Below are 26,051 nucleotides of genomic sequence, written 5' to 3' on the forward strand. Positions count from 1 at the left end.
GGCTGAAGCGTCAGGCCGGGTCTGCGCTCGCCCCGGGCGCAGACGATGCGCTGGTACGCGACGCCACCTCGCGGATCGCTGCAACCAGGGCATTCGGCCGGAGCGGCTTGCCACAATGGGCGTCGAACCCGGCTGCGAGTGCCACCTCCCGGTCCTGGGGCCGCGCGAACGCGGTGAGTGCGACGGCCGGCAGTCGACGGCCCCGCCCCTCGCGCCGACGAACGGCATCGATGAACGCATAGCCGTCCTCGCCCGGCATGCCGATGTCGCTCACCAGCACGTCGATGCCTGGCTCCTGCGACAGTCGGGCGAGCCCTTCGGCGCTGGACGCCGCGGTGACGACACGTGCCCCCCGATCGCTCAGCAGCAGGTCGAGCATCTCGCGGGCTTCGGTGTCATCGTCCACCACCAGCACGGTCATGCCAGCGAGTCGCTGGTGCGAGGCATTGCCATCCAGCTCGGGATCGGGCGCGGCATCGCCGGACGCAACGGCGCCCGCGGGAGCCTGGGACGGCAAGCGAACCACGAAGGTGGCGCCCTTGCCGAGACCTTCGCTGAAGGCCTCGACCTGACCCCCGTGGAGCTCGGCCAAGTGGCGCACGATCGACAACCCGAGGCCGAGCCCGCCGTGGCCACGGTTGGCGCCACCCTGGGCTTGCGTGAAGCGGTCGAACAGATGCGGCAGGAAGTCGGGTGCGATGCCCTGTCCCGCATCGGCGACCGTCAAGGTCAGCCCGTCGCCGTCCACGTCGCAGAGAATGCGAACGACACCGCCAGGCGTAGAGAACTTGGTGGCGTTCGTGAGGAGGTTCCAGATGATCTGCTGCACGCGTGCAGGATCGACAACCACCGGATCGGTCAGCCCGGTGAAGCCCATCTCGATCTGCAGCTGGCGCTCGCGCCAGGACGGTTCCAGTGCAGCGACAGCGGTCTCCACCAGCACCTTGACATCGACCGGCTCGAGGTCGAGCCCGACCTTGCCCAGGTTCATTCGCGAGACGTCCAGGATGTCGGCGACCAGTCGGCTCTGGAGGAGGGCATTGCGCTCGATGGACTCGAGGCCTCGGGCCAGCACGGGGGCTGCCTCGGCCCGTTTCAGCACGTGCACCCAGCTGACGATGGCATTGAGCGGCGTGCGCAACTCATGCGACAGGACGGCGATGAACTCGTCCTTCACCCGGTTCAGCCGCTCGGCCGCGGCGCGTGCCGCCTGCTCGCGCTCGAGCAGGGCCTCGCGCTGGCGCGACAAGGCCATGCGTTCGGAGAGGTCTGTCGCCACGCCGAGCAGCAGGCCGGGTTCGACGAGAGAAGACAGGTTCCACTCGACGGGTACGGTGTCCCCGGAGGGCGTGAGCAGCGGGAACTCGCCGCGCCAGCCGCTCACGTGCGCCGTGGCCACCAGCGATTCCAGGCGTGCATGCCATTCGGCTGGCACGAAGTCCGCCAGGGGCCGGCCGACCAGCTCGTCGGTGCTTCGCCGCAGCAACGCCTGGAATGCAGGGTTCGCTTCGGCGATCCGCCCGGTGGCGTCGAACAGCACGAGGCCGCTGCGGGCGTTGTCGTAGATGGCGCGGAAGCGCGCTTCACTGCGGCGCCGGCCGTCCTCCGCGGTTCGTGCGCGGATCAGGGCCTGCAGGGTCGCGACCAGCAACGCCGGATCGGCAGGATGGGTGATGTACGCATCGGCGCCCGCATGCAGACCGCGGACCTTGTCGCTGTCCTCGATGTACGCCGCAGACAAGTGGATCACCGGCACCCGGGCGGTCGCGGGGCGCTCACGCAGCTTCAAGCAGACCTCGAAGCCGTTGATGTCGGGCAGGTGAACATCGAGGATCACGCCGGCCAGGTGGCTGTCGGCCAGCGTGAGCGCCTCGGTGCCGGTACCGGCCTCGAGGACACCGAAGCCTGCAGCGCGGAGCACGCGCGAGGTGGCATAGCGCGTGGCGGGGTTGTCATCCACCACGAGCACCTCCTGGATCACCTGGCTCTCCGTCACGAGCATCATGTTGCCTCCGCGGGCTCCGGCCCGTCGCCCGTGGCCAGGCGGGCCGGCAGGGTCACTGAAAAGGTGGATCCCACGCCCAGCGCGCTCGTGATCGCCACCGACCCGCCCAGCAGTTCCGCGAGTCGCTTGCTGAGGGACAGGCCGAGGCCGGTGCCGCGCAGGCGTTTCTGGATCGGGGAGTCGACCTGGGAGAAGTCCTCGAAGATGGCGTGATGGAAGGCCGGGTCGATGCCGATGCCGGTGTCCGCCACCGAGAAGGTGACGGTGCCGTCGGCATTGCCGCGTGCCGACACGCGCACCTCGCCATGCGTCGTGAACTTCAACGCGTTCGAGATGAAGTTGCGCAGGATCTGCGAGAGCTTGCGGTCGTCGTTGAAGATGGGCGGGACGTCGTGCGGCTCCTCGAAGACCAGCACGACGTCGGGCGAGGTCAGGACCGGCTTGAACATGCCGCGCAGCGCGGAGAAGAGGTCGACCAGCTTGAACCAGTCGGGGAAGATGGTCACGCGACCGGACTCGACCTTGGCCAGATCGAGGAGGTCGTTGACCATGTCGTCGAACTCGGCCGAGGTGCTCTGGATGAACCTGACCTGCTTTTCCTGCTCGGCCGTCAGCGGCCCGTCCACGCGGTCGATCAAGAGCCGGGAGATGCTGCGGATGGACCCGATCGGCGTGCGGAACTCGTGGCTCATGTAGGCGAGGAACCGGCTCTTGAGCTCGGTGGCCTGGCGCAGCTCGTCGGCCTGGGCCTCCAGCTCCGCGTACAGGGCCAGAACGCCGCGGTTCGTTTCATCGAGCTCGGAACGCAAGGCCTCGACTTCGCTCTGGGCGGCCTTCAGCGCCTGGCGCAGCGTGGCGTCGGTGTCTTCGGCGTGCGTGTGCGTCCCGCTCGGAGGCATGTTGTCCATCATCCCTCCCGGCGGCGGAAGACGACGATGGTCGCGTCATCACGGCCGCGAATGTTCTCGCGGGCGATCCAGCCCGCAATGACGGCAGGATGATGGCGCAGCACGCCACGCGCTTCGTTGAGCGTCCATCGTGTCAGGAAGCCGTCCGAGTGAAGCACGACCACTGCGTGGGCGGGCCATTCGTAGGCCACTTCCTGTGCGCGGCGCGCCTGGACGCCGGCGGTGCCGTGCTGCGACATCAGCGACCGGTCTGATATGCCGGAAATGACGCGCCCGGCGATATTTCCGAGGCCGCCGAACCGCAGCGTGCCGGGGACTGCGTCGCCGTCCGCCTCGATGAGGGCGACCGCCGCGCCGCGGGTGCCACGCAGGCCTCCGTGCAGACGGTCGAGCAGCACGGCTGGCGCTTCGTCCACATGTTGCTCGAACAGAGCCACCGCTTCATCGGCAGCCTGCTGTGCCTGCGGACCGTGACCGAGGCCATCGGCCATCAGCACCGTGACCTGTCCGTCCTTGCGGCGCGCCGACCAGTTGTCGCCGCAAACCGTTTCGCCCGGGGCACACAGCCGGATGGCCGCCAGCTCGACCGCGTCCGACGCATCGGTCCGCGTCGAGTCGGGAAGCCCCGGCCCCACCTGGGCCAGGACGACCGTGCCCACGGAACGGAGTGAGAACAGGTCGAATCGCATCGACATGCGACGAACTGCGCCGAGCCCGGTGCCGGGCGTGCCGGCGGTCGAGTAGCCGTCGGCGAGCGAACCGGCGACATCGGCAATGCCGGGTCCGCGGTCGAGCGACAGGAACTGCACGCGCGCCCCCGGACCGGCCGGGCCCAGTGCGGCCAGCAGGACGCGACCGCCCGAGGCGTGGCGAACGAGGTTGTTGGCGAGCTCGTTCGCGACGATCGCCACCCGTCCAGTGGCGACGTCATCGAAGCCGAGCGTGTGGGCGAGGCGGGTCGCGGCGCGCCGGACCTCGCCGACGCAGCTCGGGTCGCCGACATCGATGGCCTGGTGAACCGAGCCGCCGATCATTTCCAGCGCGTGATCGACACGCAGGTGCCGACCCCGACCTCGGTGCGGATCTCGAACTCGTTGACGAGGCGCTTGCTTCCGGAGAGCCCGACGCCGAGACCGCTGCCGGACGTCCAGCCGTCGGTCAGGGCCTGCTTCACGTCCGGAATGCCCGGTCCCTTGTCCTCGAAGTGAAGTCGCAGGCCCTGACGGATGCCGTTGCTGACGATCTCCCAGCGCATCTCGCCGCCGCCGCCGTACACCACGGTGTTGCGTGAAAGCTCGCTGGCGGCGGTGATCATCTTGGTCTGGTCGACCAGGGAGAACTTGAGTTCCTGGGTCAGCTTGCGAGCAGTCTGCCGGCACATGACGATGTCGTGCTCGGAACGCAGCGGCATCGAGCCTTCACGCGTCGTCATGGCCGTCAAGGGGCGGCTCCTTCGACTGTGCGGTCAGCAGCTGCATGCCGCGTTCCACGTTGAGAGCCGTGCGCACACCGGGCAGGGACAAGCCGAGTTCGACCAGGGTGATCGCCACGGCGGGCTGCATGCCCACCACCACCGTCGTGGCGTCGAGCACGCGGGCAATGCCGGAGATGCTCGCCAGCATGCGGCCGATGAAGGAGTCGACGATCTCCAGCGCCGAGATGTCGATGAGCACGCCGTTGGCGCCGGTGGCCTGGATCTTCTCGGAGAGGTCATCTTGCAGCGCGAGCGCCGTCTGGTCCTGCATGTCGACCTGGATGGTGACCAGCAGACACTGGCCCATCCGAAGAATGGGAATGCGATCCACGGGTGCTCCTGTCAGGCCTTGGGACGCGTGACGACGTAGCCGCTCTGCTTGAGGGCGAGGGCCAGGGCGTCGGCCAGGGAGGCCTTGGTGACGATGCCCTGCAGGTCGATGCCCAGGTGGACGATGGTCTGCGCAATCTGGGGGCGGATGCCGCTGATGATGCAGTCGGCACCCATCAGGCGAATGGCGGTCACAGTCTTCAGCAGGTGCTGGGCGACGAGGGTGTCAACGGTCGGCACGCCGGTGATGTCGATGATGGCGAGCTCCGAGCCCGTCTCGACGATGCGCTGCAGCAGCGACTCCATGACGTGCTGGGTGCGCGAGCTGTCAAGCGTGCCGATCATCGGAACGGCGAGCACGCCGTCCCACAGCTTGACCACGGGGGTGGACAGCTCGAGCAGTTCGTCCTGCTGGCGAACGATGATCTCCTCGCGGGTGCGCTGGTAGGCATCCACCGTGTGCTGGGCCGCGTGGTCGAGCAGTTCGGAGATCCACCACAGGGCCGCCGTGATGCTTGCTGCGTCGCTGCCGAGGCGGGGGGGAACCCGCTCGAAGATGGGCTTCTTCATCGCGAGCACGAAGCGGCTGGTCTCGCCGCTCGAGGCGCCCTGGGCTGCGCGGGTGGCCGACACGTCGCTCAGCGCTGAGCGCAGCGCGGACCACGGATCGGCCTCGAAACGAGCGGGCTCGCCTCCGGCTCGAACGCCGCGGATCACGGCGTCGAGAATCGTGGCGGCTTCCTGTGCGTCGTGTCCGCTGATGGTGCGGGCGGTACCGTGCCGCATGCTGGCAAGCCATTCGGAAAGCACTGCTTCGCGTTCTTCGGTGAGCAGTGCGTCAAGGCTGGTGGTGATCGGCGTCATGCGGGTGTGGAGGTAGGAGAGGTGGACGGCTCGCCACGTAACACCGCGGCCGGTTGGGGAGGTTGAGCGTAGGCCATGGTAACCGCTAGCGTCGAAGGGCCTACGCGCATCACTGACCGAGCACCGATTCGCGGGAGTCGCCTTGAGTCCGCGAACCGGGTCCTGCATGGCTGGGTGCCATCCGGTCGGAAGGGGTTTGGGATGCGAATTGCACGCTGCAGCCCTGGCCAAGAGAATGCGGTTCTTCATCACATGGGAGCGGACATGGTCAGCAAGAACACGATCTGCCTCTGGTACGACCGCGAGGCCGAGGAGGCCGCGAGGTTCTATGCGAAGGTGTTTCCGGACAGCACCGTGGGCACGGTGTATCGGGCGCCCGGCGACTACCCGGCGGGCAAGGACGGCGATGTCCTGACGGTGGAGTTCACCGTGATGGGCATCCCGTGCCTCGGGCTCAATGGCGGGCCCCAGTTCCAGCACGACGAGGCGTTCTCGTTCCAGGTGGCGACGGACGACCAGGCCGAGACCGATCGGCTCTGGGATGCCATCGTGAGCAACGGCGGCCAGGAAAGCCAATGTGGTTGGTGCAAGGACAAATGGGGCATCTCGTGGCAGATCACGCCCCGGGCACTGACCGCCGCCATCGCCGACCCCGACCGTGCGGCAGCCAAGCGCGCCTTCGACGCCATGATGACGATGGGCAAGATCGACATCGCCGCGATCGAAGCGGCCCGACGCGGCTGAGCGCGTCTGCAGTGGAGCCGGCTGGGTACGCCTGGCCGGCGCGCACGGGCCTCGGGCTGAGCCGACGGTGCGGACCAGCGCTGCCCGAGCGTGCGGCGGCGTGCGGCGCCCCCGCCGGTTCTCACGGACTCAATCGGCCGCCGGCCCGGATGGCAGCTTCCAACCGGCGTCGGCGAGGAACCGGCTCGGTGCATCGGCATGCGCCAGCAGGGTGATCTTGCGACGGGCCCGGGTGATGGCCACGTAGAACAGGTTGCGCTCCTCGGCGAGCGGGGTGTCGCGGTCGGGGAAGGTGTCGTGGCGCAGGTAGGGCAGCACGACGTGGTCGTACTCGAGCCCCTTCGTCGCCTCGACCTGGGCCAGTACGAGGCAGTCGGACTGACGGCGCTCACGCTGCAGGCGTTCGGCCTCGTTGAGACTGTGGAAGAACGCCATGGCCGAGGCGTGGCCACGGGCTGAGCGCTGCAAACCTGCAAGGTTCGCCTCGACGGCGCGCAGGGCCGCTGCGCCCACCAGCACGCGAGCGGCCAGGTCGCGGGGCTGCAGGGCGGCCAGCATTGCGTCCAGCAGGCCGTCGCCGGCATGCGCGCGGGCCACGGCCACCGCGGCTTCAAGTCGACGGCGGACGGCCGGTGCGGCATTGCGCAGCACCTGGTTCTCGAAGAAGAGGGGCAGGATCGAGGGGTCGTCCGTGACGGCACGAACGGCTTGTCTGAGCAGAGCGATGGCATCCGTCTCGTCACCGTCGCGGGTGGAGATGGTGATGTCGCCGAAGAAGACGAAGGCCTCGACGATGCGGCGGCGGGTGTCAGGGTCGTCGATGCTGGAGAAGTCGCCGGTGGCCACGGCGAGCAGGCCGCGCACCAGGAGGATTTCGGGACGCACGAGGTAGCTGTCGAACCCGGCCGTGACATAGGGCAGGCCGGCCTGGAGCAGGGCGTTCTCGAGCAGCACGGACTGATGCCCATGCCGCAGCAGCACCGCGAACTCGGACATCCGCGCCTTGCGGCCCTGCGCCTGCCATGCCTGTGCCGCCGCGACGATGGCCGCCTCGCACTGGCCCGGCCCGGCGTAGGCGGCGGCCATGATGGCGGTGTCGGCCGGCACTTCGGAGGCGTAGGGCTTGTCCGCGAGCCGGGATGCCGCGCACGCGAGCGACGGCCCGAAGCGGTAGCTGGCGGTGAGGGGAAAGCGCCGCACGCGGCGGCGTCCGGCGTCTTCGAGGGCATCGCCCATGAAGCGGGCGTCGGCGCCCGCCACCTTGTGAATGACCTGGTCGCGGTCACCGGCGCCGCAGAAGAAGGCGTCGCGGTTGCTGGTGAGGATGCGGTCGAGGATCACGTACATGCTGTGGTTCATGTCGTGCATCTCGTCCAGTACCAGGGTGCGGATGCCGACCGGCCAACCGGGCGCCTCGGGCTCGAGGTTGTCGGTCCAGATGAGCTGGGCCAGGTCGTAGGTGGCGTCGCCCGGCCCGCGGAAGAGCGGGTGGTCGACCGAGCCGCGGCGGCGCTGGTTCTCGTAGATGCGGAAGGCCTTGAGCAGGGCGTAGTTGCGGCCCAGGGCCTCGGCCGAGTCGGGCGTGATGCTGCCTTCGGCCAGCTCGACGTCGAGCTGCATCGTGCCCTTGAGGTGCATGCCCTGCTGCAGGAACTCCTCGACCATGGCGTCGCCGGCGGCGGGGAAGAGCAGGTGATCGGGGTGGCGCTCCTCGGGGTTGTCTTCCACGTGCTGCAGGGCCTGCAGCACATGGGGACGAAGGGCCTGTGGGGTGTCGAGCAGTTCGGGCGTGCCGCCTTCGATGCGCTTGAGCACCGCACTGGCGAACTGCTCGAAGGTGCCGATGCGAAAGCGCCGTGCCGTCTCGTACGGCACGCCGAGCCGCCGCAGCGCGCCGCGCAGGGCGTCGCACGCCGGCAGGGTGTACGTGAGGGCCACGATTTTCTCGGGCGGGATGCCCCATTGGGCGGACTCCGCCATGCGCAAGGCGAGGGTGGTGGTCTTGGCTGCACCGGCGTTGGCCTCCACCACGATGTACTTGTCGCGGGCGGTCTGGATGGCCACCTGCTCGGCGGTCGGGTGAAGCGTCTCGGGGATGAAGCGGGGGCCGGACGCGGGGTGCGCAGAAGCGTGCATGGTCGCAATTGTGGCCGCAGGGACGGACGCTCCCCTTTGAATCGGGGGGCGAAACGGCTGCATTTCGATGGACTGCCGGGCCGGCTCGGGCCTACACTGATGTCTTCAAGGCGAAAGACCGGCTGCATCACTGGGCAGATTTCGGAACCCGTCACCGACGCCGAGAACCCGTTGCCGCACTCCGTGCGGATTCCGGGGCAGCAAGGGCCACCTGGGGTGGCCCTTTGCTTTTGGGGCGCCGGCTTTTTGGCGCCGCCCGCATGGACAGCAGGTGAAATGGATCTGGGTCAGAATCATCGGATTCCACCCGACATCCCTTCCTTCACCCTTCTTTGCCCGGAGCCGCCATGTCGTATCCCCAGCTGTCCCTGTACATCAACGGCAAGTTTCTCTCCGGCGAGGACCGCAAGACGCAGGACGTGTTCAACCCGGCCACCCAGGAGGTGGTCGGCAGCCTGCCGCACGCCTCCAAGGCTGACCTGGACCTCGCCCTCGAATCCGCTGCCAAGGCCTTCGAGACCTGGCGCAAGTCCTCTCCGCTCGACCGCTCCAACATCCTGCGCAAGGTGGCCGCGCTCACGCGCGAGCGGGCGGAGGCCATCGCCCGCAACATCACGCTCGACCAGGGCAAGCCGCTGGCCGAGGCCATCGCCGAGGTGCGCAGCTGCGCCGAGCACGCCGAGTGGCACGCCGAGGAAGCGCGCCGCATCTATGGTCGCGTCATTCCGGCCCGCAACCCCAACGTGCGCCAGTTCGTCGTCAAGGAGCCGGTGGGCGTCTGCGCCGCCTTCACGCCGTGGAATTTCCCGTTCAACCAGGCGATTCGCAAGATGGTGGCGGCCATCGGTGCCGGCTGCACGCTCATCCTGAAAGGCCCGGAAGACTCTCCGAGCGCCGTCGTCGCCCTGGCCGAGCTGTTCCAGGACGCCGGGCTGCCTCCGGGCGTGCTCAACATCGTCTGGGGCGTGCCGAGCGAGGTGTCCAAGTACCTGATCGAGTCGCCCATCGTGCGCAAGATCTCCTTCACGGGGTCGGTGCCGGTCGGCAAGCAGCTCGCTTCGCTGGCTGGCCTGCACATGAAGCGGGTCACCATGGAACTGGGTGGCCACTCGCCGGTGCTGGTGTTCGACGACGCCGACATCGAGCCGGCCGCCGAGATGCTCGCCCGCACGAAGCTGCGCAATGCCGGACAGGTGTGCGTGTCGCCGACGCGCTTCTTCGTCCAGGAGAAGGCCTACGACCGGTTCCTCGCGAAATTCGTCGACGTGATGAAGGGCGTGAAGGTCGGTGACGGCCTGGCGCAGGGCACGCAGATGGGCCCGCTCGCGCACGACCGCCGCGTGACGGCGATGCAGTCCTTCGTGGACGACGCGAGCCGCCGGGGCGCCAAGGTGGTCACCGGGGGCGAGCGCATCGGCACGGTGGGCAGCTTCTTCGCGCCGACCGTCGTCACCGACCTGAACGACGACGCCATGCTGATGACCGAGGAGCCGTTCGGCCCGATCGCACCGGTCGTCCGCTTCAAGGACGTGGAAGAAGGCCTGCGCCGCGCCAACAGCCTGCCGTTCGGCCTGGCGTCCTATGCCTTCACCAACTCGCTGAAGACTGCCAAGCAGGTGGCAGCGGGCCTGGAGGCCGGCATGGTGAACATCAACCATTTCGGCATGGCACTGTCGGAGACGCCGTTCGGCGGGATCAAGGACAGCGGCATCGGCAGCGAGGGCGGCACCGAGACCTTCGAAGGCTACCTCACGACCAAGTTCGTCACTGAGCTTTGACGCGGCGGTTGCGTTCCGCCGGTTGCATGAACTGGCGGAGCGCGTCGAGCGCGGCAGGCTCCCAGGTGCCACCGTTGCGACGCGGGTCGGTCGCAAGCTCGACCTCACGGGCCGGCACGCCGGTCTCGGCGAGGCGCGCTGCATAGCGGTGTGCGTCCTCGCGCAGCGGGTGGCCGGGGAACGAGACGATGAGGGCCGGCGGCATGCCGGCGAGGCGCACCGCCACGGCGGGCGCCGCATACGGATGGCTGATGTCGGCCGGCCTCGACAGGTACTCGCGCCAGCCGCAGCCGACCGGGCAATTGCCCGCACCGACGCCCGCTGCACGCGAAGTGGCCGAACCCATGCACGGGTCGAGCAACGGGGCCATCAGCATCTGACCCGCCAGCAGCCCGGGACTGCGGTCCCGCACCATGAGCGCCACGGCCGCGGCAATGTTGCCGCCGGCTTCTTCGCCGGCCACGTACACCGGCGTGGCGGTGCCGTGGCGCCGGCCGCGAAGGCCGCGCAGCCAGTCAAGCGCGGCAAAGCCCGTGTCGACGGCCTCAGGGAAGGGATGCGCCGGCGCCAACGGGTAGTCGACCGAGGCCACCAGCGCCCCGGCCGCGGCGAGCAGGCGGGCAAAGGAACCCCCATCGTCCAGCGACCCGTTCGTGAACGTGCCGCCATGGAAATGCAGCACGAGCGCCTGGGGCAGGCTCGCGTGGGGATCGCCGTACACGCGGACCGTGACAGCGCGGCCGGCCAGGTCGACGCGGTGGTCGGTGGAGTGGCCGCCAGCGGCGGACGAAGTGGCAGTCTGCAGGGCGAGGTCGGTCATCGGGCACGCGCAGTGGACAACATGCTTGAACGATACCCTGCCGGCCAGCCGCCGAAAAGCACCTGCGCGCTCATGCTGAATTGCGCCGACGCAATAATCGGCCCCAACAAGACGGGCGGAGGGCAGGATGGACAAGTTACAGGCGATGCAGGCCTTCCTGCGGGTGGTGGAGTCAGGCACCTTCGTGAAGGCGGCCGAGTCCATGCAACTGCCCAAGCCCACCGTGACGCGGCTCATCCAGTCGCTCGAGGAGCACTTGTCGGTGCGCCTGCTCAACCGCACGACGCGGCGCGTGAGCGTGACGTCGGAGGGCGCGGCCTACTACGACCGTGCGAGCCGCCTGCTCGGTGAGATCGATGAACTGGAGGCCAGTGTCACAGCGGCACGGAGCGCTCCCAAGGGACGTCTGAAGATCGACCTGCCGGGCTCCCTCGGCGTGGGCGTGATCGTGCCGGCACTGCCGGACTTTCGCGCCCGCTATCCCGACATCGATCTGGAGATCGGCGTGGGCGACCGGTCGGTCGACCTCATCGGCGACAACATCGACTGCGTGGTGCGCGGCGGCGAGGTCCGGGACCAGTCGCTGATCGCCCGTCGCGTGGGCGATGTGCACATGGTGGGCTGCGCCACGCCGGGCTATCTGGGCGTGCACGGGGTGCCGCGCCATCCCGACGACCTGCGCATCGGCCACACGCTCATCCGGGCAGTGCAGCTGCCGTCCGGACGGCTCTACCCGTTCGCCCTGAGCAAGGGCGAGGACGTCGTGCAGGCCGAGGGCGCACGCAGCATTTCCTTCAACGACACCAATGCCGCGGTGGCGGGCGTGAAGGCGGGGCTGGGCATCGGCTGCGCGCCCTCGTTTCTGGTGCAGCAGGCCATCGGTGAAGGGGTGCTCGAGCTGGTGCTGCCCGACTGGCAGGCGCCTTCGGTGCCGATCCATGTGGTGTACCCGCCGAACCGGCACCTCAGCGCGAAGGTGCGTGTGTTCGTCGACTGGATCGTGGAGCTGTTCGCGGCGCATGACCTCCTGCAGCGAAAGAGCACCTTGCCCGGGCGGCCCGTCGCTGACGAGCCCCTGGCTGCCAGCACTGCAACGACCCCGCAGGACGCCGCCGCCGTGGCGCTGAGCTGACCGATTGGGGTGCCGAAGCGGAACAACGTGTTCCGCCAGGACGGCTTTATCCCGACGCTCCGGCTGCCTACAGTACGTGGCATGAAAGTCTGGGTCGAAATCGTCATGAGTCTCGGGATGCTTGCGCTCTGGGGTGCCGTCGTTGCCACCACCCTGGAGGCGACTCCCGCACCGCCGGCCGCACGTGCGGCGGTCGTGGCGCTGCCCGCTACCCGCTGACGGACCGGGCTCGTGCGTCTTGCGGACGAACATCACATTGACGACGGCGTCACGCCCGCCTACTGTTGAAGGCTGGCCGGGGCGGCCCCGGGGGAGATCAACATGCAGGCGCGCACCCGGCTTCGGCTTGCCGCCACGCTGGCGGCACTGTGGATGGCGCCGCTTGCTGGCGCCGCGTCGATTCCGCTCGGGGTGGTCAGCGAGCCCATCGAGTTCGAGGTCGGCGGCGGGGGAATCGACCCGTTCGTGGACAGCCATGGTTTCACCGTGGCCGATGGCGTGCGCCTGAGCTTCTCGGCGATGCTCGGAACGCCGCCGAGCAACCGGTTCTGGATTCCCGACATCGACGCCGAACTGTGGTCCGACGGCAGGCTGCTGGCCGAGGCCGATGCGCGGGACCGGCCAGGCGCACCCTTTCCCGCACAGGACGTCAGCCTGGCAGCCATCGTTCTCGGCCCCGGGAGCTACAGCTTGCGCGTGTTCGGCACACCCGTCGCAGCCTATCCCGGCATCGGCAGCAGCTACAGCGGCACGCTGCGCTTCAGCGCGGTGGCGGCGCCGGTGCCGGAGCCGGAGAGCGTGCTGCTGTGGTTGACCTCGCTTGCGGCGCTGGGCGCGTTCGCGAGGGCACGATCCGGCTCACCTCCGGCCAAAGCCGAGGGCATGCGCCACGGGGGGTGAGCCCCTGTGACTCCGGCAGTGCCGGAGTCCGGGTCAGGTGGAGGGACGCGCGCGCCTGCGGGCGCCGACGCCCGCCACGGCCACCCCGGCCATCAACATCGCCCACGTCTCGGGCTCGGGCACCGGCGCCATGTGCACGAGGCGGTTGATGGTGAAGCTGTAGGCGTAGCTCTGCCCGTTGGCGGCCACCTGGCTCAGCGAGCCGACGTTGGTGTAGCCGGCCTGGGATGCGTCGATCTGTACCCCGGCCAGCCGACCGCCGCTATACCCCTGTGGAAACGGAAAACTGAGCAAGGCCGGCACGTTCGGCCAGGCGGCGAAGGTCGTCTCGAGGTTGATCCTGAACGCCTGCTCGAATGATGCGTTGGAAAAAGTGCGTTCGATCTCCAGCGACTCCTGGATCCAGTCGCGATTGTCCAGGTCATCGCCTGAATCTCCGAAGATGCGGCCGCTGCTGTCGGGGCCCATCGGAGAGGGGTTCGGAGCGTCGGCCGGCATGGTGAAGGTGCTGCCGTCGGGGTTCGTGATGCTGACGTTGAACCAATTGCCGCTGCGCCGGTAATCCGGAACGCCGTCGGTCCATTCAAAGGTGTCGTAACCCTCCAGCTTCTCAGCACGATTCGGGATCAACGTGAAGGACCCGTGCACCTCGCCGCCTAGCCAACTGGCTGGTACGGAGTTGTCGGCCTCGACCTGCACGCCGTCGCGCAGCACGGTCGGGGCGATCTCGCCGGAGAAGTGAAACACCTGGGGCAGGATCGGCGCTCGCCACCACGGGGGCGGGGGGCTGGACGCGGAAGCGGGGAAGGTGGCGGCGCCCAGAAGGACGCAAAGGGCAAGGGATCGCAAGGTGAGCATGACCATTCTCCCGGACCGCGGGTCGCGGCTTCAAGACTCTAGGCGCCGCGGCCCCGGATGCCATCCCTAGCAACATCGGCTTCGAACGTGTCGGCGTTGACGCGCGGCGCCCGAGCGCCTACGTTTGTAGGGGCGCCGCAGTCTCGCCGCGTCCTGGCCGGGAGCACCCATGAGAACGGATTCCAAAGTGATCGCACGGACCGTGCCGCTGCTGCTGTGCCTGGTCGGGGCCGCGCCGTCGATGGCCGCCCCGCTGGGGGAGATCACCGCCCCGGCCGAGTTCAGCGTCGAGGGCCGCACGCTCGACCCCTTCGTGGACCACCACAGTTTCACGGTTGCGCCGGGCGTGCGCCTGAGCTTCTCGGCCTCGGTGAGCACCCCGCCAAGCAACTGGTTCTGGATCAACGACATGGATGCGACGTTGTGGGCGGGCGGGACGCCGCTGGCGGAGGCGCATGCCCAGGACCGGCCCGACTTTCCGTTTCGGGCGCGCGATGTCGTCCTGTCGCCCATCGTGCTGGGGCCGGGTGACTACGACTTTCGCATCTTCGGCACGCCGAGCGCTGTGATCCCGGGCACGCGAAGCAGCTACGAGGGCCTCCTGCGGTTCAGCGCGATCGCGACACCGGTTCCGGAACCGGCGCTTGCCGCCCTCTGGTGCGCCGCCATCGGCATCATCGGCGCATGGGGACGGTTCCCGAGACGGCGCGGCGGGAACCCCACGGCTGGCTGACCTGCGGGCAGCGGACGGGCCCTGCGGTGTCGATCGAGGCGGTGCCACGGCACCCGTCAAGGCGAGGCCATCGAGCAGCATGACCTACGTTTCAGGTTCCGGCACGGGCGCCATGCGAACCAGGCGGTCGATGGTGAAGCTGTAGGCGTAGCTGGCGCCATTGGCGGAGGTCTGGCTCAACGAATCCCACGTTGGTGCAGCCGGCCCGTGTGGCATCGATCTGCACGCCCTGTAGGTAACCGCCCGGCCACTGCGTGAAGGGACGCTTGAGGAGCGGGGGGGTAATGCCAGTCGCCTAACGTCGTTCCGAGGTCGAGCTCGAAGAATTGCTCGAAGGAGGCCCGCTGCGTCCGTACTCCGGTTTTCCGTCGCGCCAGTCGAACCCGCTCATGCCATCGCCGCTGCGGATTGCCACCCGAGAACGGATGGGCGGCATGGATCGGTGCCGCTTCGAGCGCGCTCGAGGTGGCCGGGCCAGCGAACGACCGCTTCCGTTGCGGTCGGGCCCGTGGCCCCGGCCACGGTGGCGGCAGTCGCCGGTTCGATCGGCGGCCTTCCTGCTTGTCGGAAGATGCGAGGGCAGCGTGCCGGGGCAGTACCGTTGGTCGGCACGCCGCCCTTGCGTCGTGATCAGCCGTTGCGAGGGACTGCGGCCGAGCCCTCCGGCGCAGGATCGCGCCGGCCCATCTCCACATCGTCGGCCCGCTGCTGTTGCGCGGCGATGCGGGCCTTGTCCTTCGCAAGAATGCCCGGCTGGGCCTGGAACCAGGGCGACACCGCGGCAGCAACCCCGGCCCCCGACTCCGTTGCCTGCACGACCCGGTGGCCGATGTCCCCGGGGGTCTCGGGAAGGGCGGCTGCCATCGCGGTGCCGGTGACGTTGGCAGCCCCGAGGGGCAGGGTGGCCTTCGCCATCTGGGCGATGCGGTCGCCGGTGCCCGCGGCAATATTCAGGGCCGTGTGCCCGGCGGTCGGTCCGGTAAAGCGATCGGGGATGGGCGCCGGATCGCCCGGACGGAACGTGGGCACGCCGACCAGGGGCGCCGAGCCCGGACCGCTATGGCGGGCATCAGGCACCTGCAGGCGATGGCGGGCCATCTCGAAGGCGGCATAGGCTCCGGTTGCCGCGCCCGCGGTGGCCGACACGACCGTGGACACCGTCGCATCGACCGGTGCGCCCATCGGCTGCTTGCCTTGGCCCAGGCCGCGCAATGCGTTCTCTGCGCCGAAGGCCAGCTCGCCGGCATGGATGTGCGTGCCGCCGCCGACGGCGCCGTATTCCTTCTGGGCCGCAGCGACCTCGGCCCGCAGCTGCGCCACGCCCTCGGTGCCATACGGGGTGCCATCCGGCTTGAGCAGCTGGGCGACATGGTCGGGCACCAGTTCATTGGCCGGTACGGGCAGCAATTGCTTGCCGGTCATCGTGGCCATGCGGGGGGCCGCCACGTTGCCCACGGCGGCGCCGATGCCGCCGCCCACCGTGGCGCCGACCCAGCGCGCCACGGCATTGGTGAGCATCATGGCCGTCTGGCGGTCCGACTCGCCGAACTGCGTGGTGTCAGGCCCCACGCCCGCCAGTTGAGGCGAGCCGAATGCGGCCCGCACGATCATCTCGGCCACGTCAGCCCCGAGCGAGCGGCCCAGGCCGAAGGCGAAGGCGGCACCACCGCCCACCGACAAGGCCTGGAACAGCACGGCGTTGATGACGTCCTTGTCAGTCAGCTTGCGTGCCTGACCGGCCTGGAGGAGGGTGTCGAAATGGGCCGCAGCCTGCTCCGCTGCGGCCTCGCGCGCGGAGTGCACCGAGCGGATCGACAGCGCCGTGCTGGCGGGCGCGATCTCGGGCGTGGCGGCGGTCGGCAGCGCGCGTTGTGGCGGCCGTGAGGAGGACGGTGACGTGCGGCCATGAGGCGAGCCGGCGGCGACGTCCCGCGTCTTGCTGTGCGGCTTCGGCGTCGGCGTCGTGTCGGTCGGCTGCGGCGTGGAGATGCTGGCCTGGCTGGAGGTGCGATGAAGATCGGTGGTGTTCTGGATCCCGGACATGGAAAGCTCCCTGGCTGCATGCGACCGCTTGGCCGTCGCGTCCCCGGAACGGAGCGCGATGCGTGGCATCGGTGCATGGGGTGCCCATGTTGGGAGCGCGCGCGCGTCGTGGATTTGGGCGATGCGAAGCTCCGTGCGCGCTGGCGAATCGGCCGGAATCAGTGGTGGTGCGCGCCGTCCGGCGAATCTCCGGCTGCTCATTGACGCGATGCCCATCGGGAGGCGCCAGCGTATTGCGGCACGCTGGCGCTCCGGTGTCACCTCAAGGATTGATCAGCGGCCCGACCCCGTTCGCGAAGGGCCACCCTTGTTCCTCATCGGTGCTGGTTTCCCAGTCGAAGCCGCCGCGGATGCCGGGATGGTTGGCCGCTACGCGCTTCCAGGTGGCCACGGCCTGTTCGGCCGTCATGTAGTTCGTGGCGCGGTTGATGCCGAAGCCGACCACCACCCGCTCCGCACCCAGCAGGGCCACCCACTCCTTGACGTTGTTCACCACGTAGTCGGGGTTGGCGAGGTCGGGGCCGTCGTAGTACTGCGGCGCGCAGTAGTCCATGGCGCCCGCGTCGACCATCTGCTTGCAGAAGGCCTTGTCGACCGCCTTCCACGGGGCCGGGGGCGCGCTGATGATGAAGCCCGGGAAGAGGCGCTTGAGCTCGAGGCTGATCCAGATCATCTCGGCCGTGTCCGGCGCCTGGTCGGCCTCGAAGGTGTTCCAGTCGAGGCCGTCGATGCCGCCGAGCCGGGTGTGGATGGCCACGATGCTGTCGACGAAGGCGCGCGACTTCGCGCGGTTGGAGAAGTTCATCCCCTGGCCCGCGCCACCGACCGACAGCATGATCTTGCGCTTCTGGACCGTGCGCGCGTGCTGGATGTCGGCCACGAGGTGCGTGGCGGCGCCGCGGCCATCGCCCGGTGCGGTCCACGTGACGGCACCCGTTGTGCCGGGTGAGCCACCGAGCGGACGGGCCGCGAACAGGTAGATCACGTTGTAGCGCGGGTTCATGTCGCGGATGCGCAGCGGTGCCGGCTTCCAGTCCGGGTAGTAGCCGGCGACGACCTTGGCGGGCAGCCCGCCAGCGGGCGGTGCGCCACAGCTTGTGGGTGCCCAGTACCAGGTGCTGATGGTGGGGTTGGTGCCATCGCTCCCGTTGGCGGTGACGTTGACCACCTTGTAGTGGCCGCCCGTCGGAAGGTACTTCACCACCGTGCCGAGCGGGTAGTTCACGCCCGGGGTCCAGCTGCTCGCGTTGCAGGCCGCATCGGGCTTCGTCAATCGCAGGGACGACAGGCTGTCGTTGAACTGCAGCGCGACGAGGTTGGGCGTGTCGCCGGTCAGCTTGATGCTGCGGCCGGCGTGGTTGGCATGCTGGTACAGCTCGGCCTCGTGCCCGCTGCGGACCTTGACGGACGAGGCGCGGTCGTTCCATGCGGAACCGACGTAGGCAACGTCCGCATCGGTGCACCAGGAGGCGCCCTGGTAGTTGACGTGCTCGAAGAGGCAGACGCCGTCGGCCGCATGGCCAGCGGTCGCGGCGCCGAGCAAGGAGACGATCGCGAGGGTGCCACGCCAGTTCAGTCTGGTGAAGGAGGTCATGGGCGTATCCGGCAACAGGAAAGAAGAAAGGAGAAGAAAAAGGGCCCGCCACGCGCGCGCAGCGGGCCCAGGTCAGCGACGGGCGATCAAGGGAAGTGAACGATGTTGACGGGCACCGTCGACACGCCTTGTGCCGCGCCGCCGGTGTTGTTCACCACATGGTCGATCACGCCCACCCCGCCGAGCGAGACGGTGAAGGCGCTGTGCAGGCGAACGCCCGGCACCGTCGGCACCTCGAAGCCCCGGCCTGCGTGGATCGTCGGGTCGATGTTGAAGAAGCAGTACGCCCCCACGCCCCAGGCCTCGTGCGAGGTCACTGAATCGGCCACCTTGTACGCGGCGTAGCCCAGGGCGTCGCTGCGCCACGTGGACTGGTTCGGCGGGTCGTACGGCATCTCGCTCTGGAAGAAGATCGTCCGGCCGTTCTGGCCGTTCCAGATCACCTGGTACTTCTGGTAGTGCTCGACGAACAGTCCGGTGGCGAGCACATGGTTGCCATTGACGACGACGCCGGTGTCGGCCGGGTTCACCGTCCAGCCGGTGGGGAAGCTGCCGTGGTCGGCGCGCCAGGCCCAGATGTGGTCGATGATGGTGTCGTGGCTGTTGACGATGAGGCTGTTCGTCGCCTTGCCGGCCACCGCACCCCCGATGCGGAAGAAGACATCCTGCACCGTGGTCGGATTCGCGGCGTGGCGCGCCGACGCGCCGGCGGGACCGACGGTGAGCAGCGCCTGGCTGTTGACCGTGCCGGCGTCGAACAGCAGTCCCGCTAGCTTCACGCCGTCGACGTCGGCCACCGACATGGCATTGACGCCCTTGTCCGGCACGAGCGTCGGGAACCCGATGCCGAGCACCACGGTGTTGGCGCGCGTCACGCGGATGGTGTCTTCGAGGTGGTAGGTGCCGGGCGTGAAGAAGAGGTGGAGACCCTGCGCCAGCGCGGCGTTCAGGCGGGCCGCCGAGTCGCCGGGCTTGGCGACGTAGAACTGGCTCATCGGGATGGAACTGCCGGCCGTGGGGCCGTTGGCCCAGCTGGCACCTGCGGCGTTGGTGCGCAGGGCAGGCACGAACACGCGGTACTTGCCCGCGCTGTCGATGTACAGGTAGGGCTTCTCGCGCGACACCGGGGTGGTGGCCAGGGTGGTGTGCGGCGGCGTCGGGAAGGCGTTCGCGGGTGCGCCCGTCACGCCGGAGAACACCATGTTCCACACGCCGTCGTACCAGACGCCGATGCTGCTGTCCCGGGTGTACCACTGCTGCTGGGAGCCCGACGAGATGGAGCCGTCCACCTTGCTGTCGGCGATGTAACCGCCGCTCGCGTAGCCTTGACCGTGATCCTGGTTGGATGGCCCGAGGTGCAGGTTGCCGATGATGTGGATGCGGCGCATGGGCGCAGCCTGTGAGACGGCCCAGCGGTTGGTGCCGCCGGAAGGAATCAACGCCACGTTCTCGGCGGAGCGCCAGAAGTTCTGGGTGGCGTTCGACACGTCGCCGTAGTTCCAGCCGCTGTCGACATTGATCGCCCCTTGCAAGGTGACGTCATCCGGGTTCTGGCCCAGGCCGACGATGGCCGTGTAAAAGCCGAGGTTGGCGTAGACGCCGTTGTAGCGGCCGGGCTTGAAGAAGAAGGTGTCGCGCTGCGCGCCGAACTGCGCCGTGGGGCTGCGCAACTGGGCGTTGAAGGCGGCGTCGAGCTTGGCCTGGATGGTGGTGACCGGCGTGGTCGGATCGAAGATCGACACGTGGGGCCCGAAGTCCGGCGTGTCCGACGTGGGCAGTCCGTCGCCGGTGGGGGCGAGCTTGAAGGACGACGTGATGTCGTTGAAGTTACCGGTCGCGAGACTCGCGGTGTCGCCCGTCAGCACGATCGCCCGACCGCCATGGTTGGCGTTGTCGAACACCTGCACCTGGTACCCGCCGCGCACCTTCACCGAGGAGATGCGGTCGTTCCAGGCGGCGCCCACGTAGGTACTGCTGCCGTCGGCACAGAACGAGGCGCCGACGTAGTTGGCATGCTCGTAGAAGCAGGCGATACCTGTGGGCGCCGGGTCGGTGGGGCCGCCCACGGTGTACGACTTCGGCGGCGTGTCATAGGCCGGTGTGCCGTTGTTGTAGGTGAACGAGTAGCTCAGCACGTTGCCGCTGGCCACCGTGACGGGCTGCTCGTGACGCGCGTTGGCCGCCGAATAGGCCATCCGGACGTTGGTCTGCCCCCCGCCGTTGACGGTGTAGTGGGCGTCCACCCAGGTCGTGTTGACCGTGCTCTTGAACCACAGGGTCGCGGTGTTGCCAGAGACGGCCACCCCGTCCGTGTAGTCGGCGGCATGGGCGGGCAGGGCAAGGCTGCTCGCCAGGGCGGCACTCAGCCACCACCAGGCGGCCGGACGTGCGGTGCCGGCGGGGCGCGACGAGCGGCCTGCGGGTGTCGAACGGGATCGGATCATGGGTCGGTTCCTCGGATGGGACGCCGGGTCGGCGTGCGAAACGCAAGCGGGGCTTGCGCGGCCGCACCCGTCGGTTGTCGTGGTCGCGAACGGGACGGGTGCCTCTTGGTCCGGCGTCACTCCTGCCGGACCGCCATCATGGAACCGATTCCAGTTTGTGAGAAGTATCACGGATCAGGAGTTGCCCTCTGTTGAGTCGCTGATTTGTATGCGGGTGTTCGGTGGGGCGGACGTCTGGGCGTGCTGCTCACCGAGGTGGGCGTCTGCGCGCGGGAGACGGCGTGCAGCCACAGCCAGACACAAAGTCGGCAGCACGTGCTGGTGGCCGTGGGCGGCACGGAAGGCCGGAGGCAAGGCAGGGGGGTCGATCCCGGCGTCACCGACCGGGGGGCGGCAGCGCCTCGCGCGATGGCGCCCGCCCACCTTCGGGCAGCTGTTTGCCCGAGCGAGCGGTAAATCCGGCACGTCGGCTCACCGCGGCGCGCGGCACTCCGGTGCGAACGTCGCGGACGGCGAGTGTGACGAAGGCGATGGTCGGCGGAGGGCCGGCAGGGAGGGGCGCTCAGCGGTACGGAACCGCACCCCGGAAAGACAAAGGCCCTAGCGATGTGAATCGCTAGGGCCTTGCTTTGTTTGGCTCCTCAACCTGGGCTCGAACCAGGGACCTACGGATTAACAGTCCGGCGCTCTACCGACTGAGCTATTGAGGAATCGAGCCTCGCAGTATAGCCCATAAACGGGCTTGCGTGGCAAGTGCTTTCTTAAATTTCAGCCATCAAAGACAGGAGAACGGTGCGTGCCTCCATCGGGAACAGGTAGACGTGGCCGAACTGGGTGGGAGACTCCTTCCAGGCGCGTCGGTCGAAGACGTTGCGCACCCCCAGGTTCCACGTCAGGTTGCTGCCCCCCAGCTTGTGTGCGTAGCTGGCGCCGATGTCCGTGCGCGTCCATGAGGGCAGTTCGATGGAGCCGTCGTCGAGCACATTGCGTCGGCCCTCGTGCGCGACGTGCGCCATCAGACCGAGGCCGGGCAGGGCGTCCACGCGGTAGCGGACCTGGGCACGCAGCGTGTGCTTGGGCACGTTGACGGGCTGGCGACCGTTGGCGCCAGGTTCGGCTGCGCCCTCACGGCGAGCCTTCAGCAACATGGCGCCGAGTTGAACCTGCCACGGCCCGGCGGCATGGCTGATGTTGCCGTCGATACCGCGGTGATGCTGGCCACCATCGAATCGGTAGGTGGCCCCGGATTCGTCCGGGTGCGGGCGATTCACGTCGAAGTAGGCCAGGTTCCACGCTGTGGGCCCATGTTCGCCTTTGGTGCCCAGTTCCCATTGCTTGGTCTTTGCCGTGAGGACTTGGCCGCCGTTCGTGTAGTCGCTCTGGCCGACGGCGCCGGGGACCACATACGACTCGGCCCCTTCGCCCCAGCTCAGATAGACATGCTGGCGTGGCCTCCATTCGTAGGAACCGGCGACCCAGGGCGTCGTGATGCCGTCGGCGCTGGGCAACGGGTCCGCGCCATCCGTGCCGACGCTGAAACGGTGCATCCTCGTGTGCCGCAGCCCCAACCAGGTGGTGATGCCGTGGCCCCAGTCGATGGCGTCCGTCGCGAACCACTCGATGGCGTGCTCACGGCTGTCCGTGCCTGGCTCGCCGGCCGTCGGGTCGGCCGGCGTGACGAGGCTGCCGTCGATGTTGCCGGTGCCCACATAGTTGTTCGAACCCGGGTTGGCGTCGACGAGTCGACGGCTGTACTGAACGCCCACGTTCAGCGTGTGACGCAAACCCGCAGCGTCGACCTTGCCCTGCAGGGCCGTTTGGGCAACGTGGGTGCGTCGACGCTCGTTCTCGCTGCGAAAGTCGTAGACGTCGTACTCGCCGTTCGGGCCGTATCGGTCGCAGAAGCCGCCATCCACTCCGCAATTGAAGCCGTACGGGTAGGCCAGCCGATCGTCGGTTTCCAGTTGCTGGCTGCTCAGTTCGCTCAACCAGCTCCACCGGTTTCCGAAGCCTTGCCGAAAGCGCAGCGTGCCTGTGACTCCGTCGAACCTGTTGGGCAGGCTCCATGGCTGGTTGTTGAGGTTGTCGGGGCCCCGCACCGACGGCAGCCGGTCGCCCGTCAGGCTGTGCCCCGGCAGGCTCTTGCCAACTTGTCGTGACCACTCCACTTCGGCCTCCAGGAGCGAATCGGGAGCGATACGCCAGTCGACCGCCAGGGCGGCGAGGCTCGCTTCGAGGTGGTCGTAATGATCGATATCGGGCTTGCGGTTGTCGTAGGCGAAATTGAGGCGGTACCCGAATGCGCCGTCTTGACCTGCACGGTCACTCAGGTCGATGGCAGCGCCGAGATTGCCACGCTCACCCGTGCTCAGGGTGCCCTGGCGAAGGGGCGTTGTGGTCGGGCGCTTGACGATGTAGTTGATGATGCCGCCCGGCGAACTCGTGCCGGACTGGATCCCGCTTGTGCCCTTGAGTATCTCCACCCGCTCCTTGTTGCGCAGCGAGATCACCGTCTCCGCCGAGATCGGCAGGCCCTCACGACGGTAGTTGTGGCGCTGGTCCAGCGTGAAGCCGCGCACCGAGATGTAGTCCCAATAGCCTGGCGAGTTGTAGGCATCGGTGGCCGAGGCCTCGTACACCAGGATGTCGGCGAGCCGCCGCGCCTGCGATTCCTCCAGTTGGTCACGGCCGATCACGGTGGTCTGCATCGGCACCGACACGAGTGGCACGTCGCCGAAGCCGGTGAGTCCGGTGACAGGCACCGGCGCCTGGGCCTTGACGACCAGCGGCTGCAGCGTGGTGGGCGGCGCGGCGGACTGCGCTTGCGCCTGCGCGAGCGTGGTGGCGGTGGTCATGCATGCGAGCGCGATGGCCCGGCGGCGATGCGTGAAACGGGGAGACGGGGAAGAAGCGTGTGCGTGTGCCATCGTGTTGCTCGATCGACGGCAGGGAGCGCGGCACCGGGGCGATGGATCGGCGGAACGAGCCCCTTCGGCAATGGCTTCCCTGCGCGAGGATTACCTCAATCAGGTTCAAAGGGACTCTCTCAGTCGGACCGGCGAACCGGACCAACACCCCCAGCGGAGCTGCGCCAAGCGCAGCAGGGCGGATTATCGCAGAGTGCGATCGCTCATAATCCGCAGCCCTGCCCGGGTGACGAAACTGGTAGACGTAGCCGAACATTCGGCGCTTGCGAAGACATGGACACATCCACGCCCGTGGCAAGCAAGAGCCCAACTTCTTCGATGCGTCCACTACGATTGCGGATTAGTGGACGATTCGCCCGAGGAAAAGAGGCGACGTGTCCATCGGTGAAGTCGACTAACCGGTGTTGAAACAGGTTGCGGGCGTCCGGCTAACGCGCCGAGGTCAACATGGGACGGGAATCCTTTTCCTGGCCGGTGCTGCGCGGCAGCTTGCCCGCTTTGAAAAGAATGGGGAGAGCTCGGTGACCGCAGATGATTATCTTTTCAGCATCTTGGCCAGGGAAAACGTGGACACCTCGGCCACCTCTCCCGTCTGGCGAGCACGCGACGTGCTCATCCCCGTGCTTCGGCAGTGGGGCGGACAGTACCTGCAGGGCGTGAACCCGAGCGGTTCGTTCGCCAAGGGCACGGCGAACAGGAGCGGCACCGACATCGACCTTTTTCTTTCGTTGTCGCCCGACACTCGGGAAACGCTCAAGGACATCTACGAGTCGCTTTTCAACGCGTTGAAAAATCTAGGCCACAACCCACGGCGTCAGAACGTGTCGATAGGTCTACGCATCGGTGGCGCCGACGTCGACCTTGTGCCAGGCAAGCAGCAGACCTTCCTAACGCTTGACCACAGCCTGTACCGGCGCAAAGCTGACACCTGGACAAAGACGAACGTCCGCACGCACGTTGACCATGTGCTGTCCCACAACCGGTTGATGGAGTCACGCATTCTCAAGCTGTGGCGCACCCAGAACGGCTTGAACTGTCCGTCCTTTTGCCTCGAGCTGGCCGTGATCGAGGCGTTGAAGAACACCAGCGGCAGCGGCTTGTCCTCTCGCATCTGGGCCGTACTGCAATACCTGGCGAGCGACTTCGCAACCAGCCGCTTCGTCGACCCAGCGAACGGCAGTAACGTGATCTCTGACGATCTGACCCCGGGTGAGAAAGCGGCCATCAAGTCGACGGCCCAGCGCACACTGCAGGCGAAGACGTGGGCGGAGATCGTCAAATGAGCAACCCGACGTTGCCAACCTTGCTGGAGCACCTACATGGGCAGGTGGAGGCCGAACTCCGGACGGCCCGGCAGGCGCTGAACCATCCGACTGACAAGGGGGATGCGAGCGAAACGGTTTGGATCGAACTGCTCCGCCGGTATCTGCCTAGCCGCTACATTGTCAGCAAGGCCCACGTCGTCGACAGCCAGGGTGCTTTCAGCGACCAGATCGATGTGGTGGTGCATGATCGGCAGTACTCGCCTCTGGTCTTCAGTTTCAAGGAGGCGCTGTTTGTGCCTGCCGAAAGCGTCTATGCAGTCTTCGAGGCGAAACAGGACGCCTCCAGCGAAACCGTGGGCTATGCGCAGAAAAAGGCGGCCAGTGTTCGCTGCTTGCGCCGGACTAGCATGCCGGTCCCAACCGTAGACGGGGTGCGGCCGGCGAAGGACCCAGGGCACATCCTGGCCGGGCTGCTCACCTTGAGCTGCGCTTGGAAGCCGCCTCTAGGCGAGACCTTGGCCGGGCACCTGGGGCATGGTCCAGACGACGGCGTGCTTGACCTCGGCTGCATCGCCGACGCGGGCACTTTCTCGAGGAATGGCAACGACTATGTCCTGCAGCCGGGTACCCGCGCCGCGACCAAGTTTCTGTTCGAACTGATAGCCAGATTGCAAGAACTTGGCACGGTCCCAATGCTCGATGTCCGCGCCTATGCAATGCAGATTCCGTGAGCGCGCTGTTATCGCTCGTTCAGAAGATCATCAAGACGCTTGTCCACGCGTCGACTTTCGTGTTGGACAAGCCAAAAAATCGCCCCGATCGAGCAAGCAACCAGCGCGGCCGCGCCTGCTAAATAACTGATGAAGACAGAGTAATCCATCGGCAATCCCTGACCGGCATCTTAGTCGACCTTAGCGTCCACGAAGCAAAACTGATCGAGCATCACGACCTGAGGGACGGCCGTACCCCCTTCGTCGGCCTCGATTTCCTTCAGGAGGGTCGGCCGGGATTCATGTGATTTCACGCCAAAACCAACTTAACCCGTTGTCGTCGAAGATAAATTCAGAAATCCAAGCTCGCATCCGCGATGCCAGTT

21 protein-coding genes, 1 tRNA gene and 1 riboswitch are annotated in these 26,051 nt (G+C 67.7%); of the genes, 8 read left to right on the plus strand and 14 right to left on the minus strand.

Translation table 11 applies throughout. From position 1 onward, the window contains the following. Positions 1–10: 10 nt before the first annotated feature. The 6 genes from ACSQ2F_RS07160 to ACSQ2F_RS07185 are packed head-to-tail and all read right to left on the minus strand — an operon-like array spanning position 11 to position 5,581. On the minus strand, positions 11–2,005 hold the full coding sequence (locus ACSQ2F_RS07160) for a response regulator (protein ID WP_436021207.1): 1,995 nt from the start codon (positions 2,003–2,005) through the stop codon (positions 11–13). Continuing rightward, positions 2,002–2,904, minus strand: coding sequence for a sensor histidine kinase (locus ACSQ2F_RS07165; protein ID WP_436026762.1), 903 nt, complete (start codon positions 2,902–2,904; stop codon positions 2,002–2,004). Before ACSQ2F_RS07165 ends, ACSQ2F_RS07160 begins: the two co-directional genes overlap by 4 nt. Before the next feature lie 8 nt (positions 2,905–2,912). Continuing rightward, entirely contained in the window at positions 2,913–3,947 is a 1,035-nt protein-coding gene (locus ACSQ2F_RS07170; RefSeq protein ID WP_436021209.1) for an ATP-binding protein, read from the minus strand. Then, a complete protein-coding gene (locus ACSQ2F_RS07175; RefSeq protein ID WP_436026764.1) occupies positions 3,944–4,345 on the minus strand; it encodes an anti-sigma regulatory factor in 402 nt (133 codons plus the stop codon). Before ACSQ2F_RS07175 ends, ACSQ2F_RS07170 begins: the two co-directional genes overlap by 4 nt. Continuing rightward, complete coding sequence (locus ACSQ2F_RS07180; protein WP_436021211.1) at positions 4,332–4,718, minus strand: STAS domain-containing protein; 387 nt, start codon at positions 4,716–4,718, stop codon at positions 4,332–4,334. Before ACSQ2F_RS07180 ends, ACSQ2F_RS07175 begins: the two co-directional genes overlap by 14 nt. An 11-nt stretch (positions 4,719–4,729) precedes the next feature. Beyond that, positions 4,730–5,581 (minus strand): STAS domain-containing protein, encoded by an 852-nt coding sequence (locus ACSQ2F_RS07185; RefSeq protein WP_436021213.1) that lies wholly within the window; start codon positions 5,579–5,581, stop codon positions 4,730–4,732. A gap of 264 nt (positions 5,582–5,845) precedes the next feature. On the opposite strand from ACSQ2F_RS07185, the gene ACSQ2F_RS07190 reads away from it, so the two are divergent. Continuing rightward, positions 5,846–6,325, plus strand: a complete 480-nt coding sequence (locus tag ACSQ2F_RS07190; protein WP_436021215.1) for a VOC family protein — start codon at positions 5,846–5,848, stop codon at positions 6,323–6,325. Positions 6,326–6,454: 129 nt separating this feature from the next. Here ACSQ2F_RS07190 and ACSQ2F_RS07195 read toward each other — a convergent pair whose 3' ends face one another. Further along, a complete protein-coding gene (locus ACSQ2F_RS07195; RefSeq protein WP_436021217.1) occupies positions 6,455–8,461 on the minus strand; it encodes a 3'-5' exonuclease in 2,007 nt (668 codons plus the stop codon). 347 nt (positions 8,462–8,808) lie between these two features. On the opposite strand from ACSQ2F_RS07195, the gene ACSQ2F_RS07200 reads away from it, so the two are divergent. After that, on the plus strand, positions 8,809–10,239 hold the full coding sequence (locus tag ACSQ2F_RS07200) for an NAD-dependent succinate-semialdehyde dehydrogenase (protein ID WP_436021219.1): 1,431 nt from the start codon (positions 8,809–8,811) through the stop codon (positions 10,237–10,239). On the opposite strand, the gene ACSQ2F_RS07205 is transcribed toward ACSQ2F_RS07200, so the two are convergent. After that, positions 10,226–11,059: an alpha/beta hydrolase fold domain-containing protein gene (locus ACSQ2F_RS07205; RefSeq protein ID WP_436021221.1), complete on the minus strand. Its 834-nt coding sequence runs from the start codon at positions 11,057–11,059 to the stop codon at positions 10,226–10,228. The genes ACSQ2F_RS07200 and ACSQ2F_RS07205 overlap by 14 nt on opposite strands. Before the next feature lie 127 nt (positions 11,060–11,186). On the opposite strand from ACSQ2F_RS07205, the gene ACSQ2F_RS07210 reads away from it, so the two are divergent. From ACSQ2F_RS07210 to ACSQ2F_RS07220, 3 genes are all read left to right on the plus strand, one after another. Continuing rightward, on the plus strand, positions 11,187–12,191 hold the full coding sequence (locus tag ACSQ2F_RS07210) for a LysR family transcriptional regulator (protein WP_436021223.1): 1,005 nt from the start codon (positions 11,187–11,189) through the stop codon (positions 12,189–12,191). Positions 12,192–12,272: 81 nt separating this feature from the next. Further along, complete coding sequence (locus ACSQ2F_RS07215; protein ID WP_436021225.1) at positions 12,273–12,410, plus strand: hypothetical protein; 138 nt, start codon at positions 12,273–12,275, stop codon at positions 12,408–12,410. 102 nt (positions 12,411–12,512) lie between these two features. Beyond that, positions 12,513–13,091: a hypothetical protein gene (locus ACSQ2F_RS07220; RefSeq protein ID WP_436021227.1), complete on the plus strand. Its 579-nt coding sequence runs from the start codon at positions 12,513–12,515 to the stop codon at positions 13,089–13,091. Positions 13,092–13,124: 33 nt separating this feature from the next. Here ACSQ2F_RS07220 and ACSQ2F_RS07225 read toward each other — a convergent pair whose 3' ends face one another. Continuing rightward, the gene (locus ACSQ2F_RS07225) at positions 13,125–13,949 is read right to left on the minus strand and encodes a PEP-CTERM sorting domain-containing protein (RefSeq protein WP_436021229.1); all 825 of its coding nucleotides are present in this window, start codon (positions 13,947–13,949) and stop codon (positions 13,125–13,127) included. Positions 13,950–14,151: 202 nt separating this feature from the next. On the opposite strand from ACSQ2F_RS07225, the gene ACSQ2F_RS07230 reads away from it, so the two are divergent. Continuing rightward, complete coding sequence (locus tag ACSQ2F_RS07230; RefSeq protein WP_436021231.1) at positions 14,152–14,682, plus strand: hypothetical protein; 531 nt, start codon at positions 14,152–14,154, stop codon at positions 14,680–14,682. Between the two features lie 630 nt (positions 14,683–15,312). On the opposite strand, the gene ACSQ2F_RS07235 is transcribed toward ACSQ2F_RS07230, so the two are convergent. The 5 genes from ACSQ2F_RS07235 to ACSQ2F_RS07255 form a co-directional block, all read right to left on the minus strand. Beyond that, positions 15,313–16,725: a hypothetical protein gene (locus tag ACSQ2F_RS07235; protein ID WP_436021233.1), complete on the minus strand. Its 1,413-nt coding sequence runs from the start codon at positions 16,723–16,725 to the stop codon at positions 15,313–15,315. A gap of 262 nt (positions 16,726–16,987) precedes the next feature. Further along, positions 16,988–18,319 carry a peptidase inhibitor family I36 protein gene (locus tag ACSQ2F_RS07240; RefSeq protein ID WP_436021235.1) on the minus strand — a complete coding sequence of 444 codons (1,332 nt, stop codon included), beginning with the start codon at positions 18,317–18,319 and terminating at the stop codon, positions 16,988–16,990. Positions 18,320–18,405: 86 nt separating this feature from the next. Continuing rightward, complete coding sequence (locus tag ACSQ2F_RS07245) at positions 18,406–20,763, minus strand: peptidase inhibitor family I36 protein (protein WP_436021237.1); 2,358 nt, start codon at positions 20,761–20,763, stop codon at positions 18,406–18,408. 634 nt (positions 20,764–21,397) lie between these two features. Next, positions 21,398–21,473, minus strand: a tRNA-Asn gene (locus ACSQ2F_RS07250). A gap of 51 nt (positions 21,474–21,524) precedes the next feature. After that, the gene (locus ACSQ2F_RS07255; RefSeq protein ID WP_436021239.1) at positions 21,525–23,618 is read right to left on the minus strand and encodes a TonB-dependent siderophore receptor; all 2,094 of its coding nucleotides are present in this window, start codon (positions 23,616–23,618) and stop codon (positions 21,525–21,527) included. Positions 23,619–23,749: 131 nt separating this feature from the next. Continuing rightward, a riboswitch (TPP riboswitch) is annotated at positions 23,750–23,852 on the minus strand. A 242-nt stretch (positions 23,853–24,094) separates the two neighbouring features. On the opposite strand from ACSQ2F_RS07255, the gene ACSQ2F_RS07260 reads away from it, so the two are divergent. Beyond that, positions 24,095–24,973 (plus strand): nucleotidyltransferase, encoded by an 879-nt coding sequence (locus ACSQ2F_RS07260; protein WP_436021241.1) that lies wholly within the window; start codon positions 24,095–24,097, stop codon positions 24,971–24,973. After that, on the plus strand, positions 24,970–25,686 hold the full coding sequence (locus tag ACSQ2F_RS07265; RefSeq protein WP_436021243.1) for a DUF6602 domain-containing protein: 717 nt from the start codon (positions 24,970–24,972) through the stop codon (positions 25,684–25,686). Before ACSQ2F_RS07260 ends, ACSQ2F_RS07265 begins: the two co-directional genes overlap by 4 nt. Positions 25,687–26,051: the final 365 nt, after the last annotated feature.

Source organism: Rhizobacter sp. LjRoot28, from assembly GCF_964253025.1.
GTDB lineage: Bacteria > Pseudomonadota > Gammaproteobacteria > Burkholderiales > Burkholderiaceae_C > Rhizobacter.